The organism is Phosphitispora fastidiosa, assembly GCF_019008365.1.
Taxonomy (GTDB): domain Bacteria; phylum Bacillota; class Thermincolia; order Thermincolales; family UBA2595; genus Phosphitispora; species Phosphitispora fastidiosa.
The window spans coordinates 56,288-71,877 of sequence record NZ_JAHHUL010000005.1; the positions used below are offsets into that span (position 1 = coordinate 56,288).

Annotated in this window: 15 protein-coding genes; 6 read left to right on the forward strand and 9 right to left on the reverse strand. The window is 46.9% G+C overall.

Annotated elements, in window-relative coordinates:
• Positions 1 to 292 precede the first annotated feature (292 nt).
• The 3 genes from Ga0451573_RS06910 to Ga0451573_RS06920 all read right to left on the reverse strand — a co-directional run bounded on the left by Ga0451573_RS06910 (position 293) and on the right by Ga0451573_RS06920 (position 4,838).
• Positions 293 to 3,436, reverse strand: coding sequence for a phosphodiester glycosidase family protein (locus Ga0451573_RS06910; protein ID WP_231683155.1), 3,144 nt, complete (start codon positions 3,434 to 3,436; stop codon positions 293 to 295).
• Between the two features lie 65 nt (positions 3,437 to 3,501).
• Positions 3,502 to 4,383: a PHP domain-containing protein gene (locus tag Ga0451573_RS06915; protein WP_231683156.1), complete on the reverse strand. Its 882-nt coding sequence runs from the start codon at positions 4,381 to 4,383 to the stop codon at positions 3,502 to 3,504.
• 188 nt (positions 4,384 to 4,571) lie between these two features.
• Positions 4,572 to 4,838: a YkuS family protein gene (locus tag Ga0451573_RS06920; protein WP_231683157.1), complete on the reverse strand. Its 267-nt coding sequence runs from the start codon at positions 4,836 to 4,838 to the stop codon at positions 4,572 to 4,574.
• 193 nt (positions 4,839 to 5,031) lie between these two features.
• Between Ga0451573_RS06920 and Ga0451573_RS06925 the strand changes: the two genes are divergently transcribed.
• Together Ga0451573_RS06925 and Ga0451573_RS06930 are read left to right on the forward strand one after the other, a co-directional pair.
• Positions 5,032 to 5,352 carry a 4Fe-4S dicluster domain-containing protein gene (locus Ga0451573_RS06925; protein ID WP_231683158.1) on the forward strand — a complete coding sequence of 107 codons (321 nt, stop codon included), beginning with the start codon at positions 5,032 to 5,034 and terminating at the stop codon, positions 5,350 to 5,352.
• Between the two features lie 71 nt (positions 5,353 to 5,423).
• Positions 5,424 to 6,032, forward strand: coding sequence for a flavodoxin family protein (locus tag Ga0451573_RS06930; protein ID WP_231683159.1), 609 nt, complete (start codon positions 5,424 to 5,426; stop codon positions 6,030 to 6,032).
• Here the strand turns inward: Ga0451573_RS06930 and Ga0451573_RS06935 are convergent.
• From Ga0451573_RS06935 to Ga0451573_RS06945, 3 genes are all read right to left on the reverse strand, one after another.
• Positions 5,996 to 7,084, reverse strand: coding sequence for a Gfo/Idh/MocA family protein (locus tag Ga0451573_RS06935; protein WP_231683160.1), 1,089 nt, complete (start codon positions 7,082 to 7,084; stop codon positions 5,996 to 5,998). The genes Ga0451573_RS06930 and Ga0451573_RS06935 overlap by 37 nt on opposite strands.
• Before the next feature lie 32 nt (positions 7,085 to 7,116).
• Positions 7,117 to 8,310 carry an NAD(P)/FAD-dependent oxidoreductase gene (locus Ga0451573_RS06940; RefSeq protein ID WP_231683161.1) on the reverse strand — a complete coding sequence of 398 codons (1,194 nt, stop codon included), beginning with the start codon at positions 8,308 to 8,310 and terminating at the stop codon, positions 7,117 to 7,119.
• A gap of 162 nt (positions 8,311 to 8,472) precedes the next feature.
• Positions 8,473 to 9,717, reverse strand: coding sequence for a CapA family protein (locus Ga0451573_RS06945; RefSeq protein ID WP_231683162.1), 1,245 nt, complete (start codon positions 9,715 to 9,717; stop codon positions 8,473 to 8,475).
• Positions 9,718 to 9,862: 145 nt separating this feature from the next.
• Here Ga0451573_RS06945 and Ga0451573_RS06950 point away from each other — a divergent pair, with 145 nt between their 5' ends.
• Positions 9,863 to 10,270: a hypothetical protein gene (locus tag Ga0451573_RS06950; protein WP_231683163.1), complete on the forward strand. Its 408-nt coding sequence runs from the start codon at positions 9,863 to 9,865 to the stop codon at positions 10,268 to 10,270.
• A 193-nt stretch (positions 10,271 to 10,463) separates the two neighbouring features.
• Positions 10,464 to 10,790, forward strand: coding sequence for a hypothetical protein (locus Ga0451573_RS06955; RefSeq protein WP_231683164.1), 327 nt, complete (start codon positions 10,464 to 10,466; stop codon positions 10,788 to 10,790).
• 33 nt (positions 10,791 to 10,823) lie between these two features.
• Here the strand turns inward: Ga0451573_RS06955 and Ga0451573_RS06960 are convergent, their stop codons facing one another.
• Entirely contained in the window at positions 10,824 to 11,648 is an 825-nt protein-coding gene (locus Ga0451573_RS06960) for a polysaccharide deacetylase family protein (protein ID WP_231683165.1), read from the reverse strand.
• Positions 11,649 to 11,844: 196 nt separating this feature from the next.
• Here Ga0451573_RS06960 and Ga0451573_RS06965 point away from each other — a divergent pair, with 196 nt between their 5' ends.
• Positions 11,845 to 13,146: a DUF1015 domain-containing protein gene (locus Ga0451573_RS06965; RefSeq protein WP_231683166.1), complete on the forward strand. Its 1,302-nt coding sequence runs from the start codon at positions 11,845 to 11,847 to the stop codon at positions 13,144 to 13,146.
• Between the two features lie 234 nt (positions 13,147 to 13,380).
• Here Ga0451573_RS06965 and Ga0451573_RS06970 read toward each other — a convergent pair whose 3' ends face one another.
• Positions 13,381 to 13,944: a ferritin-like domain-containing protein gene (locus Ga0451573_RS06970; RefSeq protein ID WP_231683167.1), complete on the reverse strand. Its 564-nt coding sequence runs from the start codon at positions 13,942 to 13,944 to the stop codon at positions 13,381 to 13,383.
• Positions 13,945 to 14,106: 162 nt separating this feature from the next.
• On the opposite strand from Ga0451573_RS06970, the gene Ga0451573_RS06975 reads away from it, so the two are divergent.
• On the forward strand, positions 14,107 to 14,442 hold the full coding sequence (locus Ga0451573_RS06975) for a hypothetical protein (protein ID WP_231683168.1): 336 nt from the start codon (positions 14,107 to 14,109) through the stop codon (positions 14,440 to 14,442).
• A gap of 110 nt (positions 14,443 to 14,552) precedes the next feature.
• On the opposite strand, the gene mnmL is transcribed toward Ga0451573_RS06975, so the two are convergent.
• Positions 14,553 to 15,521 (reverse strand): tRNA modification radical SAM protein MnmL/YtqA, encoded by a 969-nt coding sequence (mnmL, locus tag Ga0451573_RS06980; RefSeq protein WP_231683169.1) that lies wholly within the window; start codon positions 15,519 to 15,521, stop codon positions 14,553 to 14,555.
• Between the last annotated feature and the right edge of the window lie 69 nt (positions 15,522 to 15,590).

Here is a 15,590-nt window from a genome sequence, read left to right on the forward strand (position 1 = left end):
CCCAAAGTTAACTATCATGATATAATGCTTAGCAATAATTAATTCGTAAGGCCTAGCCCTTACCAGACCGCTGACAAATTCAATAATATTGAACTCTAAAAATGTTATAAGACAGGGGTAGATGTGTTCCGGAGGGCGGAGTCTGTCGTCCGACCGGCCAGCGATCCGCGAAGCGGGAGCTGCTGCCGGCGGAGATGTAGCCCGCCCGAGGAATTCATCTACCCCTGTCCCTTGTTACATTTTAATAATCAAAAAATATGGGGTTTGTCAATAAGTTGGTAAGGCCTAAGCCTTACCTCTGTATGTAATATCCCAGTATTCGCGACATAACCGCTGCCGCCTCAGCCCTGTTGGCCGTATCATTGGGTCGGAACAAGCCTTCATTTCCCTCCATAATCCCTGTATCTTTGGTATCCCTGATAGCCTGTATAGCCCAAGACTGAATATCTCTCCAATCCGTATAATTAGATGGCTGGCTGCTGTCAGGAAGGTCCAGCGCCTTATCCATGATTACTGCCATTTCAGCTCTGCTGATATTTTTATCCGGCCGGAAGGTCCCATCAGGATAACCCTGGACGATGCCGCGGTTAAATGCTGCGCCAATACTTCCTGCAGCCCAGTCGGGAATGTCATCCCGAAAACCTGTTCCCGGAGCTTGCTGAGCCCAACCCAGGGTCTTGGTCAGCAAGGTAACAAATTCAGCCCTGGAAACGCCCTTTTCGGGGAGGAACCGCCCATCAGGGTAACCGTTAACAATCCTGGCTGCCGACATCCGGTTAATCAGGTCCTTGGCCCAACTGCCGCTGATATCGGAAAACTGCGGGACAGGCCGTACATCTGCCATCAGCCCTATAATGCCGAATTCATCTGTTTTGGCAGTAATTGTTCTGGTTGCACTGTCGGCGGCAGCAGGCAGTCGTTTCCATACCGACTTGTCATTATCCCATAGCATGACCTGAATCCTGTTTAAATCTGTGGTTCCTCCCGCCTTTAACCTGACTTTCATAGCAGCCGGGAGTTTTCCGGCAACACCACCGTTGGCTGCCCCGCTGACTCTGTAAAGAGGTATCAGCGGAACGAAGCCGGGAGTCGCGATATTTGTACTCAATACCTCTTCGGCTGTTACCTCATATACTGTAGAACCGCCCGGATTACTGAAAATGAGCTCCAGGCCGTCACCAAGTTTCAGAGAAGCAGTAGCGCCCGGGATAACCGCCTTGGCCACAGAAACCGGCTGCCTCTCAACCGTTCCTGTTCCTGAGGAATCAGGAACGCCAATCAGAGAAATTTCATCCAGGAAAATAACACCTTTATCCCTGCTCCCGCCCTCAGTTTCTACCAGGTAGATGTCTGTTAGCCTGAGGGGCATTTTTAACCCGGCAGGAATATCAGCAGTCACGTGTTTCCATCCCTTCCAGTCGACACGGGTAAAATCAAGAAGTTTCTCAGTTCCTGCAGAATCAGTGACCCGGGCTCTTAACCAGTGTCCGTTACCAACGTCTCCCTTTACCCATACACCCATACCGAAGGGCTGTCCGGGTAGTTCCAGACCACCGTCAAAACTGCCATATGCTGCCCTAGTCTTGTCTGAAGAGGTAAAATCATAATCCAGCCTGGCGGCCCCGGCGCCCCGGAAAATATCTGAATCCGCACCGGTCAGCCGGAAACTGCCCCGGACCCCTTCGGGATAACCACGAAAACTGATTTTTTTGGCCGCTTCAAAGCCATAAAACTGTTTTTCCGCCCTGCCCACATTTACCCTGACATTTGTTGTGGTGGAATCGACCTTGATTACCAATTCGCCTGATGACATTTTGTCAACTGCGGTGAACTTTGACCCGCTTACAGTCCCGACATCCCCTTTTACCTGGACTTCATATTCACCCGGCTGAAGCGTAAATGACTGACCTTGTCTGGTAATTACTTTAACACCCAGGTCGACACTCTCTCCGGGAGCTGCGGCAATCGCAGCCGGAGTGACCTCAACTTTGGAAATATCAGCGCTACCCAATATCTGAACCGGGAAATCCTGGGTTATATTCAGATAAGAAGCCGTTACAGTAGCCTTACCACTTTGGGCTGCTGTCAGTTCGTTATTATTAAAAGTCCCCAAACCGGGGGATATTGTCCACTGAATTTCCTCCGGGGCTACAGCATACGGATTAATATGCACATCATAACCCTTTGCGGTAAATGTCTTCTTGGTTCCCACCAAGATATGGGAAGGTCCGGTTACCCGCATACCGCCAAAAGCTCCGGCAGGTGCTGTTGAAAATATTCCAATTGCCGTAGGCAGAGACCTTTCAGAACCATAGACAGGCTTATTCACCAGTGATGCCGCCTCATCACCCGGTATCCTGGCGGCCATTGTAGAAGACCCCCCGCCATCCAGGTTCACGGCTGTCCAGGCCCCTATGGAGATCATAAAATCAGCAAGTTCCTCTTGGGTCATGCCCCGGCTGGAATTTTCGGCATCAACAACAACCAGGTATAAAGTGCTGCCATCTTCAGAAGCGCCAATTGATGTTCGGGCCCTTTTGCCGGTAATGTTCTGGGAAAACCAATGCCTTTTCCCATCCTGGACTAGGAGGGCCTGTCCCCCTACCGCAGCATAAAGGTTGTCCGGAAGGGCCTTATAAGCCACCTGAACAGAGTCTCCGGCTTTAAAATTTGCAGTCAGGAACTGCCCGGCTGTACCGTGTCCTGCCAGCACATATCCCCCAGGGGGAATCGGCGTTTTAGGCTGGTCAATTCTGATATCCTTAACCGTATTATTTTCCACAACCATTTCTACCATGCCGGTCAACCCGGAAACCGGTCCCCGGCTCTGATACGACCATTTAGGGGTATACATATTCAGCCTGTTGAGGTCACTGCTCTTACCTTCCAGGGCCAGGTATGCAGGCTTATTTATACCAAATAACTCGTGCTGCAAACCGGTGGGAGCAGTAACCGTCCCGTTGAAGCCAAATATATCAAATACCGGAACCTTGTCATTGGTTATCCCAAACCCATACATATCATTTCTCCGTGCAGGTGAAGCAACCAAATCTCCGCCTTGCACCGCTATGCCAATTGGGGCCTTTTCCGCCATCTGGAAGAAATCGCCGTTGATAGCGGCAACTGCGCCTGCTTCCCGGGCCAGGTTTGTTGTGCTTTTATTTGAAGTAATTACCCCCTGGCTCCCGGCAATGGTATCTACTTTTACGTACTCATTGGTCAGGTCAACTGTCATCACATAGACTCTCAGAGCGCCGTCAGTTGTCTGGATATTCAGCCTCTCAATCTTGACCCCCTCGGCGACAGGTTCACTTGCTGAAGTCCTGGATACCTCGGTATAACCCCAGGCAAAGCCTGAAGGGAGCAGCACTGTCATTACCATTGCCAGAAAAGTTGTCCATGCTGTCATTCTTCTGAATAATCTCTTGCTTCTCAAACTGAATCCTCTCCCCCAATAAAAATTATTTGGACCACTCCACAAACCTAATATTATTTAGACTCTCAGGATACTGTCCGGGTTCCCCCTGCATCCCGAGTTTTTTTCACTTCTTTCATTTTAGCTAAAAGATTATAGCCAACTGCCAATCCCCCCAATCCCCTGCCTAGTTTTATCTCCGGTTTATTGGCACCGTGAAAGTCGCTCCCCCCTGTAACCAACAGACCATTTGTTTTTGCAAGAGCGCAGAAATAGGCGGTTTCTGTTGCCGAATGAGTGCTGTAATAGGCCTCTATGCCCATGAGCCCGCTTCCACAGAGTGCTCTGAGAAGTTCTTCAAACTCCTCCCTGCCGCCTGCCCGCAGGTAATGCGGATGTGCCAGGACCGGAATTCCTCCGGCACCTGTGATCATTTCTATTCCCTGCGCCGGGCTGATCTTGTCCTTCTTCACATATGCAGGCCTGCCGGCTCCCAGGTATCGGTCAAAGGCTTCCTCAACACTGTTGATATACCCCTTCTTTTTTAAAACAGCGGCAAAATGGGGCCGTCCCACTACAGTTCCTCCCGCAGCCCTGGCCACCTCATCCATCGTAATGTCAAAACCAAGTTCCCGCAGTTTGGCGGCCATCCGGGGATTTCTGCGGTCTCTGCTTTCCCGCAGCTGGGCCAGATCCCTGGATAACCGGCTGCTCCGATGGTCCATATAATAACCCAGGATGTGCATCTCACCGGGATAATCGACACCTATTTCCACCCCGGGAACCACTTCTATTCCGGCTTTTTCCCCTGCCTGCAGGGCTTCCGCCAGTCCCTCCACCGTATCATGATCGGTAATGGCAACCGCCTTTAACCCGCACCGGGCAGCAAGAAAAACAATTCTCTCAGGTGTCATTGTCCCATCTGAAGCCGTTGTATGTACATGCAAATCAATGAAATCGGAATCCATGTTAATCTCCTTTTTATTACATTATATCCTGATTCATAGTGGTTTAAAAAGCCGTTATTTTTCTCATCCACTTCCCGGGTGCAGCACATTTTGGGTGAAATAGCTGTTCTGCAGTATATTGCGGCATTACTAATAAGCTGGTGTATTAAAACTAACAAGCTGTGCCCTTTCGGCACAGCTTGTATTCGTTATACCTGTTTCATTGTATTCTCCAATTGATTCAGTACTTCCTGCGGGCTCATGCCTTTGGCAGAAATTACCGGTGAACCTGTTTTGATTGTCGTCATCCCCATCATGTTATCATCCATCCCGGAAATAACAACAGCATCACAGTTCTTCAGTTCAATTCCGGTCTGGGTATGGGGGTCCAGCTGAACAACCTCATAACCATTTTGGTCAAGCAGCTGTTTTACACTTCCCAGTGTATTCTCAATCGCCACCCGCTTTTTGGCCATATAAAACACCTCCCGTAATTTAATTGCCACAAATATTACCCAAATCCTATGGTATTTTTCACAGGTTATTATTAGTAAGTTCCACAGTCTTTATACAGGATTGGGATTGGAAGATCAGCAATATTTTCTTAAATTTTATGACAGGCATAATAGTTTCCCGTAGTGAGAAACTAACACAAAGGAGGGAATTTAGATGCGGGAAGAACTCAAAAGAAATACTGACTACGCCAAAGAAGATGACCGGAGATGGGAAGCCAATACTTATGAAAACGATAAGGGAAGATGGAACGTTTATACCGGACTCTGCAAGGGATGCGGTTTATGTATTGAAAAATGTCCCGTGAAAGTCATAGAATGGTCTAAGGAACTGGGGTTTATGGGAACTCCTGCCGTTAAACCCCGGATTGAAGGCTGTATCGTCTGCGGTATCTGCCAGACAGTCTGTCCCGACGCCGCTATCCATATCGAAAAAAAGGGGAAAGGAGCGCCTCCGGAAGCAGTCCCTGTACAATAGCGCATTAAATTTTGCCGCAGTACTTTATTATAATGACTTCAAGCTATATAATTGTCCCAGAGGTGATAAAAATGAACAGACCAATCAAATTTCTGGGACTGGCAGCAAGCCCCCGGCGTAACGGCAACAGCACTATTCTCCTGAAGGAGGCGCTGCGTGGCGCGGCTGATGCCGGAGCTGATACCGAGCTGCTGCTCCTTAACAGTTACAGGTTTTCCGGCTGTTTGGCCTGTGACGGGTGCTTTAAAGACGGAGAATGTGTCGTAAATGATGATATGCAGGTGATATATAAAAAGATACTGGAAGCAGACCGCTTGGCGCTGGCTGCCCCGATTTTCTCCATGGGTCTGTGTTCTCAGGCAAAAGCTATGATTGACAGGACACAGCGTTTCTGGTCCACCAGGTTCATCCTGAAAAGGGATGTGATTCCCGACAAGGACCGGCGCCCGCCAAGGAAGGGAATCTTTATATCCGTTGCTGGTTCAGGACATAAAAAAGTATTTGACGGAGCTCTTCAGGTCGCCAAATACTTTTTTCTGATGCTTGAAGCTCAATTTGCAGGAGAATATTGTTACCATGAGATTGACAGAAAAGGAGATATTCTGAATCACCCTGCTATACTCAAGGAAGTTTACCAGGCAGGCTATAACCTGGCAGGTTCCACAGCTTCCCTTTCATGATGCTCATATGACGGTAAATATTCCGGAACATCATCCACTTTTACCGCCCGTCCTTCCCGGATGGACCTGATAATATCCAGCACCATCTTGGTATCACCATATTCCATTTCCGGTGGGACCGAAATGGGTTCTTTGCCTACAGCCGCATTGTAGAAATTCAACAGTTCATTATAATAGCCCCGCTGAGGGCGGTAAGGGACCTGTTCCGACCTCCCATCGTCATAAGCCACATTTATAGTGCCACAGTCACGTTCCTCAAGAAATATCATTCCATTGGAGCAGAAAATCCTAAGCCCGGTTAACGGTCTCTGCATTTCCCTGCCTGCACAGTAAAAGGTAAACTGACCGGTAACCCCGCTCCGGAATTTTATATTGGAATTAATCACAGCATAGGGAGCCCACTGGTCATCCTGGGGTACTCCATAGGCATGGACCTCATCGACAGCGCCGAAAAAATGCCTTAGTGCTGCAATATCATGAACCGCAGTGTCTAAAATGATGCCCCCGGGAAATTCCGGATGCTGCCGCCACTCTTTGGCGGCAAATTTATTTTTCAGCATATCCCGGGGGAAATTCATCACCCTGTTCTGAAGGAAATATACCGGACGACCTGCCTTCTCTGTCCTGACCATGTCCCTGATCAAATCAACCTCTTCATTATAGCGATAATTTTCTGCAATCATAATGGGAACCCCATACTTTTTGGGCAGTTCGGCACACGCCCGGGCCTGTGCCATATTGGGCGCCAGGGGCTTTTCACATATAAGGGGCTTTCCTGCCCTGGCAGCTTCCTCTGTTACAACAAAGTTCTGCCCTATTGGCACCATGATATCAAACATATCTACATCAGCGTTTTTAATCATCTCATTGTAATCATTGAAAACCTCCTGCTCAGGGATATTGAGCCTCCTGGCCCATTGCGCCGCCTTGCCGCTGTCAGCATCACAGAGAGCCTTTATTTCATACCTGTCCTGCAATTCCATAAATGCAGGGTAATGGAGCCTTTCAAAGGCCATCCCTGTGCCAATAATTCCAACCCGCAACTTTCGCAAAAAAATTCCTCCTTATTATCATTTCAGAATTATCATTGCAGAAGTTTTTTGGCAACCAACCTGAGCCCCCCCAGAGAAAAAAGGTACTTCCACTGGATAGCTTCCTTAAGCAGCCCCGCTACCCGTCCAGTTGTCCGGTATTCCCTGCCAATTTTCCCCACGGCCACTTTCCGTCCCAGGGAGACAACCCTGCCCATCTCTCTTGGATTAAATTCCCGCAGCCCTTCTCCCCTGATGTCTGCAAGAACATTCAAGGCAGCCAGACGCCCGCTTTGAATAGCAACTTGCGCTGTTGGTCCCATAACCTCACCTGTAGCCTGATTGACTATAAAGGCATTGTCTCCCACCATAAAAACATTAGGATATTCCACCGACTGGAGATAGCTGTTTACTTTGGCCCTTCCCCTGGCGGCAGTGGTAAAGCCTGACAGGGCAATCAGCCTGTTTGCCCTGATCCCGCCTGTCCAGATAAAATTGCGCGTTTTGATGACCTCACCACTACTGAGCTTTACTTCACTTTCACTAACGCCCTCTATGGCTGTTCCGGTAATAATCCGGATTCCCTTTTGCCGGAGTATTTCGTAAGCATTTTCAATCAGCTTCCTGTCATAACCCTTAAGAATTGTATCTGCGGCTTCTATATTAACGATTGAAACCAGTTTTTTCTGGATATCATATTCTTTTGCCAGTTTAGGGAGCCAGTCCGCCATTTCACCGGCCAGCTCTATACCCGTAAACCCGGCGCCCCCGACTACTATAGTAAGCAGTTCACGCCTCAGAGGATTACTTTTAAATGATGCGAAACTGTTTTCAATATGGGCCCTGATCAGTTTTGCGCTATTCAGGCTCCTCAGGGTCAGACTGTGCACCTCGAGACCCGGAATATTAAAGTACTCCGGCTCACTTCCCAAGCCTACAATAAGGTAGTCATAATCAATTGTGCCATCCCCCAGGATTACTCTGTTATCCTTGGGCAGGATACGAAGAATCTCGTCCTTAATCTGTTTAACCCTTGTCTCATTAAAAATATCCTTGAGGGAAATCCTCATATCTTCATTACCGGTGACCCCGGCAGCGGATTCATGGAGCTGGGCCATAAAGTGATGGTAATTATGTTTATTGACAAGAACTATCTCTGGTTCATCCCTATGACCTGCCGTTTCCAGCGTAAGGGCGCTTCTGACCCCGGCATAACCGGCGCCCAGGATAACAACCCGTTTGACCATGACATTTCCTCCTTCTACATATATCTCCCCATTATCTCCGCAAATAACCATGACATATGGTGAGTCGTTGTACAACAACTTACCATATATCTTTTCCAAAAAGGCTGAAAAAATATTACTTCAGGCAAAGTCGAAACTCCACCTGAAGTTAGAAACTTTTGCTTATATATGGCGGACCTCAGGCCCGTTCGGGCCTGCCAGGTGAGTAAGGGTCTCATCCCATACCTGCAGCAGCCTTTGATAGTCTTCGGAGGTAATCCTGGCATCGGTGGTCATCCGGTAATCGGTGATTGCCTTTTCGACAGGAATTACCCTGGATTTAGTCCGGCCGCTTTCTCTGTACCTGTGTACCCATACTGGCACGTATTCTGCGCTGTCCAACTGAATGCCGCCGGTTTCAATTTCTTTTTCTAAGGTAAGGGTTACAATTATACCGGTATCCCTGTATCTGCCCTTTTGCCCTGAGACAAAGTTCCCCAGGGAATAAGCTGCAAACAGGCCTCCCTCCCGTTCTGTATCCCGTACAGCCATAGGCTGGATAACATGGGTATGGCTTCCGGCAACTATGTCAGCACCGGCAGCGAATAATTCCTCAACCATCTGCCTCTCCGTCTCACCGGGAGTGCGGCGGTACTCTACCCCATGATGGGGGCTGATAATTATAACTTCTGCTCCCTTTTCCCGCAGGACTTCGATATCCTGCCTCACCTGCCGCATATCCAGCAGATTCACCAGATATTCCTTGCCCTTCGGAACCGGAAGCCCATTAGTGCCATATGTGTATGACAGGATGCCCAGTTTTACACCCTTAATATCCACTATCAGTGGCGTCTGGCGGCTCTCGGCAGACACACTGGTTCCGGTGTGCAAAATTCCGGCCTCATCCAGGTGTTCAATTGTTTTCAGAACACCATACTCTCCTCTGTCCAGGGAATGGTTGTTAGCCGTTGTCAGCACATCAATACCTGCTTCCCTCAGGGATAAGAGGATTTCTTCCGGACTGTTGAACTTAGGGTAGCCGGTATATCCCTGCTCCCGCCCTGCCAGTGTCGTTTCCAGGTTTGCAATGGTAATGTCTGCTGCCCCCAGATAATCGGCCACTTCATCAAACACACCAGTAAAGGAATACGTTCCTGTTTGCCGGTCATAGGCATAAGCTAATTGGTCAGAATGTACCATGATATCTCCCGCCAGTGCAATACTGATTTTAATTGTTTCAGGCGGCAGATACACTGTTTCGGATACAGCCGAACCGGCAGCCGGAACAGCCTGGTCTGCACCAAGGTTTATTAGTCCACAGCCTGTCGGTATCAAGGCGCTTAGAACCAGCGCTGCTGACAGCAGCAAACAGAAGGCTGAACATGGTCTGATTTTTAAGTATAATGCACGGAAGTAAATTTTTGGCATCCCCTCTCGGAATCGCTGCAAAACGGCGTTAGTTATCAATCAATAATATAATACCATATATTGCCACAAATATGTTTGGTAATGCTGTAAAATACTAGACTTGAAAGTGGCTTTTTACTTACTATAAATTTAAGGAGGTGATAAAATGACTTTTCACCAGCAAATTCAGAGTCAAATGCAGCAACTGCAGCAGGTTGAACGTAATGCAAGCCAGCAGGCCCAGCAAATTCAGCAAATGGCATCACAGCTAAGCCAGCAAATGTCCCAGATGAACAGCCTGATGTCCCAGATGTCAAACCAGGTTAGTTCCCTTTCCATGACTCAGGCCGGGTTTAGCGGTGGAATCCAGGGCTCTTATCAGCCGGCAACTGACTGGTCTCAAAGGACCATTTCCACTCCAAGCTATGGTCAAACCGGTCAGTTCAGTTCAGGCGGACAGTACGGTATGCCCGCACAAACAGGGCAATTCGGCTTTTCGGGACAATCAGGGAACCCTGGGGACATCCCTACAGGCCGTTCCGCATTTAATACTAACAAAGACCTTAATCAATAGCAGGCATTAACTAAAAAGGTATGAAATGAGCCGGGATGAGTTTATTTCTAAGGAAATACTCATCCCTCTTTAATTTGGGGAACAGATTTTCTGAAAAGAACCGGACATTGGTGAGGCTTTTTGGCGTAATTTCTGGTATAATTAAACACAAGATATTAAGCAGATAAATATATTGAGATGAGGAGGTTAATTAATGTCCAAAAAGCATATTGAGTTTGAAGCAAAAATAAAGATCAAAGATAAAGTGGATGCTAAAACCCTGCTGGGACTGCTGAAACAACTTACCAAGGACCTTGGCTTTGCTATTAAAAAAATCGAATCAGATGAAATAACGCTGTTTAGAGCAGGAAAAACTCCGCCGCCAAAGGGTAATAAAACAGAGCCGGCCGCCGAAGTTACCGAAGAGGCCGGAGCTGAAATTGAAATAGAGGTTTCATCTGATGAACTGGAAATTGAAATTGAATCAGAAAATATTGAGACAGTAAAAGACCTGGCGTCCAAAATAGCAGCGCTCTTATAACTGCGCCTCCGGGCTTAGATACATATATTGTTATTACTTCATGGTCTCAAACTGAAAACCCTGGTTCTGCAGCATACCAATAACGGTGGGCAGGGCTCTGGCTGTTGCCATGTGTCCCGTTCCATCATGCATAATTATTATCATTTCCGGCCACAGGTCTTCTTTCAGGCTCTGCTGCCGGATTTTTTCAATTATCTCCGGAGCAGTCAGGTATGGTTTTCTGGAGTCATATGACTCTACGTTCCAGTCCACAAGCCGGTAACCCTCTTCAGCGAGAAATTTCTTCGCAGATCCGCTTTTACGGACTGCTCCTCCGGGGTCTCTTACAATTTGAGGTCTCTTCCCGGTAATCCGAAAAATGGTTTCTTCATTTTTTCTTAAGGATTCCATCAAACTGTTCTTTCCGGAATAAATCCCCTGATACCGGTGATTAAAAGTATGATTTCCTATAGAATGGCCTCTTTCGGCCATATCCCGCAATATCTCAGGATGCTTCTCGATTTCGGTCCCTACAACAAAGAAAGTCGCTCTTATACCGTAACTGTCCAGGGTGTCAAGTATCAATGGCGTAACAACACTGTCAGGACCATCGTCAAAAGTAAGGTACACCTTTTTCGTCCCGCCTGCTGCTTCATCTGAGTTAGGTTCTATTTTTACAGTCATTTCACTGCCGGTTGATTTTGCACTGTCTCCGGATTCTTTCGCACCTGCACTGTAAAAAGTCTGGTCCATTAAAATTTTTGACTCCCTCAGAATATATGGAAATCCTGTGACCCCAACTTGTTTGGATACCACACACCCTTGATTCACAAATGCCAGAAAAAGTATGAAAAAGATTATCAGAGTTTTTTTACCCAACTTCAGGTCCCCCTGGTCTTAATTAATTTTGTTATCTAGATTATTTCGACATTTTTCGCGCATCGCCTTCCTTCAATCAACAATTCACTGTAAAAAAATAACTTCAAATTGAAATTTAGGTAAGAATATATTAAAATAGATGGGAATGATAACCTAAAACCTTTTCATATTTGATTACACTAAGGAGGTTCTACAATTGGCGACAATAATTCCATTCAGGGGTATCAGATATAACTCCGAAAGAGTTGATATTAATGATGTAATCACCCCTCCCTATGACGTCATAGATGCGTCAGGGCAGGATTATTTCTACGAAAAAAATCCCTATAATGTCATCAGACTCGAATTAGGCAAAAACTTTCCCGGGGATTCAGATGATGATAACAGGTATACCAGAGCAGCCAAACACCTGGAGGAATGGCTTAAATCAGGGGTTCTCAAACACGAAGAGAAACCCTCTGTTTATCTGTATGAACAGGAGTTTGATGTTAAGGGAGAGAAGAAAATCCGCAGCGGTTTTATTGCCGGTGTACAAGCCAACGACTATAGTAAAGGCGAGGTCCTGCCTCATGAGGAAACACTGCCAAAACACAAGGCTGACCGCCTTAATCTGATGAAGGCAACAATGGCTAACTTCAGTCCTATTTTCGGTCTCTATGCCGATAGAGATCATGTTATCGAAAATACCCTGGAAAATGCCAGAGGAACCCGTCAGCCGGATGCTGAGGTTACCGACAGCCAGGGTGTAATTAACAGACTCTGGGTCATCTCAGACGAAATAGCTCTGGGATTGATAAAAGAAAAGATGTCTGGTGAAAAAATATTTATTGCCGACGGTCATCACAGATACGAAACTGCCGTTAATTTTGGCAGGGAAATGGCAGCCCAGGGTAAAGAAGGTTATGACTACCTGATGGTCTGCCTGGTGAACCTGTATAATAAAGGACTGGTAGTCTTCCCCACCCACCGGGTAGTTAAAAATATTGCCGACCTTGATGTCACCGGCCTCCTCAACAGACTGAGTACAGATTTTTCGGTTACTGAACTCCCTGCCGGAACATCACCCGAAAAATTTACAGAGCTGCTGGAAGCCAACGGTACGGCTGGGCCTTCCTTTGGTGTTTATGCAGGTGACAGCAAATACTATATTTTAACCCTGACGGAACCCGGGAAAGTAAACCCACTGACTGATAATGAACACTCAGCCGGATGGAAACGGCTTGATGTTACTATACTGCATACACTGATTCTGGAAAAATACCTTGGCATAGGAAGTAAGCAGAGGGCAGATGAAAGCAATCTTGTTTATGTCAGGGATGAAGCAGCAGCCAGGAACTTTGTGGATAGCGGTGAAGCCCAGCTAGTGTTTTACATGAATGCAACCAAGGTGCAGGAAGTTACCGACATTGCCACCGGCGGAGAAAAAATGCCTCAGAAATCAACCTTCTTTTACCCCAAGGTGATCACCGGGCTGGTTATGAACGATTACGAGAGATAGGCAGTATCCCACAAGTTAACGGCAGGTATTCTTTTTAGCTATGAAATATAGGAAGTGGCAGACACATTCCTCCAGAACGGCTACGACTCAGTTTGTTACCGGTTCCCGCATAGCGGGAACCGACAAACGGACGTCAGACTCGTTCTTCCGGAACATATCTGCCACTTCCCTAATTTATGCTCAAAATTAAACCTGCCACTTTTAACTTGTGGAATACTCCTCCTACTCCAGAAACTAATCCGCCTCACATTCATCCACGTGGCAGTCTGCCATACTGTAGACAAAAGTGAACCTGGTGGCATGCTCCATCTCATCTGTCATGGCCACAAACATGATATCCCTTACCTTCATACTTGTTGTTGCCAGAAGCATTTCCCTATACATCTCGGCTGCCTCCAGTTCATCTTTTACAGATTCCATCACCCCGGTGCAAAATGCCGGTGTTTTAATATGTGGTTCTGCAACCACAGGCTGTCTTCCTGTCAGTTCCAGGTAAAGCCGGCAAAACATGCTGTAATGCTTCTTCTCATCATCCCTGGCATGGATGATAAAATCCCTGGCCTCCTCACAGGGCGCAATAGCAGCCAGTTCCGTGTAGAATTTAGCCGCTTCATACTCGTCATTTATAGCAGTTGCCAAGTCGCAGATAAATTTATTGAAATCTGAAAACATCATGTGCCCGCTCCCAGGATAAGCGCCTGCGGGATAACCACCCATTGGGTAACCACCGGAGCCGCCGACCGGCCCGTAAGGATTATTCGCTGCATATGGATTTATTGGCAGTCCTCTGTAAAACATATCAAGCATACCTCCTAATTAACTTCTACTCTTTAATCATTTTATGCACCAAATAAGTGATATGCTAAATACTAAATTTGATGTATCCTAAGCAAAAATCTTAGGCAAAATGAATTGAAACAATACAAAAACAACTTCCTCTTTGTCAAAAGGAGCTGCTTTATGAATATTTCACCATTCAAAAACTCAGTATGGGTTTACCGCATTTTTGACATTACCGATGAAATCGACCTGAGGGGTGTGGAACGAATCCTATCACCGGAAAAGCCCACCTCCCGTATGCGGTTGAGCCGTGTCAGGCCAAAATCCATCCATATAGGCAACCCTCCGGTAACAGTTGAATTAGGGTCCAGTGATATTCACCTAAACGGGGACTCATACGAAGTGATTGTATCGGCCAGGATATATGACCTAGGGGTCGTGAGTCTTGTGCTGAAAATAGGGCTGCCTGAGGATATCAGTTACCAAGAGCTCCGGGGTTTTTCAGTTCCAGCATAAGGTGAAGTTGATACAGGGTAATTATGCCATGCTCAGTGATGAGGTCATCAACCACCGTTCAATGCTGCTGGAAGTCGCTATTGTTGCTCTTTTTGTCTTTGAAGTCCTTCTCACTCTGGGTGAGAAGTTGTTCTGAAAGCAGCTCCATTGGTATAATTGAATTTTTTACCCTGCCAGGTATCCCTTTCTGCCATCACTTCCTCTATCCTTCTTCTGATTTTCCACCAGCTGGTACTCCAGTTGCAGAAATAAAGGCTGCCCTGGGGGCCCTTGCCGACAAGTCTCTGGATAACAATACGGGGATCGAGGTACTCCAGAAAAAGAACTACCCTGTTAATATACTCGTCAAGGGAAATCACCTCAAACTCACCATTCTTGTACATCTGGCCCAATAAGGTATCCCTGATAATATACAGGGAATGAAGCTTGACATAATCGACTCCCAGCGCAGAACACACCTTGGCAGATTCGATAACATCTATTTCATCATCCCAGGGTAGATTCAGGATTAGGTGGATAACTGTGTCGATCGACCTTTTTTTAGTCCTGAGAACCGCATCAATAAACTCTGCCAGCGAATGGCCCCGGTTTATCCTTTGCAGGGTATGATAATTAACCGTCTGCAGCCCGAGCTCGATATTGATATCAAGGCCTTTCTCCTCCTGAATGTCTTGCAGGAAATCAAGATAAGGGTCACTAATGCAGTCCGGTCGTGTGGATATTGAAATTCCGATAATATCAGGGACAGCGGCGGCTGCCAGGACATTTTGCCTGAAGGTTTCCAAATCACAATATGTATTGGTAAATGCCTGAAAATAGGCAAAAAAGCGTCTCGCATTAAACCTTTTTCTAAAAAAAGCCTTGTTTTGCTCAAGCTGGCGGGGAATATCCATACTGCTGGGCAGACATTCAAAACCAGCCCCTTCTTCGTCACAGAAAATACAGCCCCCGGTGCCAAGTGTTCCGTCCCTGTTAGGACAGGTGCCGGGAAGGTTGACAGGCAGCTTGTAGACCTTTTCACCATACTTATTTTTCAGGTAAGATGAATATTCGTTATACCTGATTCTTTCTTCTGACACAGTTTACACCTCCGTTACACCTAGTTTGCAGTCCGGCTTAGTATTGCCAGTTGGACAGGTTCACCATTC

Excerpts from the sequence above, each read along its gene's own strand:
- Ga0451573_RS06915 (WP_231683156.1), bottom strand. The coding sequence starts at position 4,383 with ATGGATTCCGATTTCATTGATTTGCATGTACATACAACGGCTTCAGAT.
- Ga0451573_RS06920 (WP_231683157.1), bottom strand. The coding sequence starts at position 4,838 with ATGGCCAAAAAGCGGGTGGCGATTGAGAATACACTGGGAAGTGTAAAA.
- Ga0451573_RS06925 (WP_231683158.1), top strand. The coding sequence starts at position 5,032 with ATGCGGGAAGAACTCAAAAGAAATACTGACTACGCCAAAGAAGATGAC.
- Ga0451573_RS06930 (WP_231683159.1), top strand. The coding sequence starts at position 5,424 with ATGAACAGACCAATCAAATTTCTGGGACTGGCAGCAAGCCCCCGGCGT.
- Ga0451573_RS06940 (WP_231683161.1), bottom strand. The coding sequence starts at position 8,310 with ATGGTCAAACGGGTTGTTATCCTGGGCGCCGGTTATGCCGGGGTCAGA.
- Ga0451573_RS06945 (WP_231683162.1), bottom strand. The coding sequence starts at position 9,717 with ATGCCAAAAATTTACTTCCGTGCATTATACTTAAAAATCAGACCATGT.
- Ga0451573_RS06950 (WP_231683163.1), top strand. The coding sequence starts at position 9,863 with ATGACTTTTCACCAGCAAATTCAGAGTCAAATGCAGCAACTGCAGCAG.
- Ga0451573_RS06955 (WP_231683164.1), top strand. The coding sequence starts at position 10,464 with ATGTCCAAAAAGCATATTGAGTTTGAAGCAAAAATAAAGATCAAAGAT.
- Ga0451573_RS06970 (WP_231683167.1), bottom strand. The coding sequence starts at position 13,944 with ATGTTTTACAGAGGACTGCCAATAAATCCATATGCAGCGAATAATCCT.
- Ga0451573_RS06975 (WP_231683168.1), top strand. The coding sequence starts at position 14,107 with ATGAATATTTCACCATTCAAAAACTCAGTATGGGTTTACCGCATTTTT.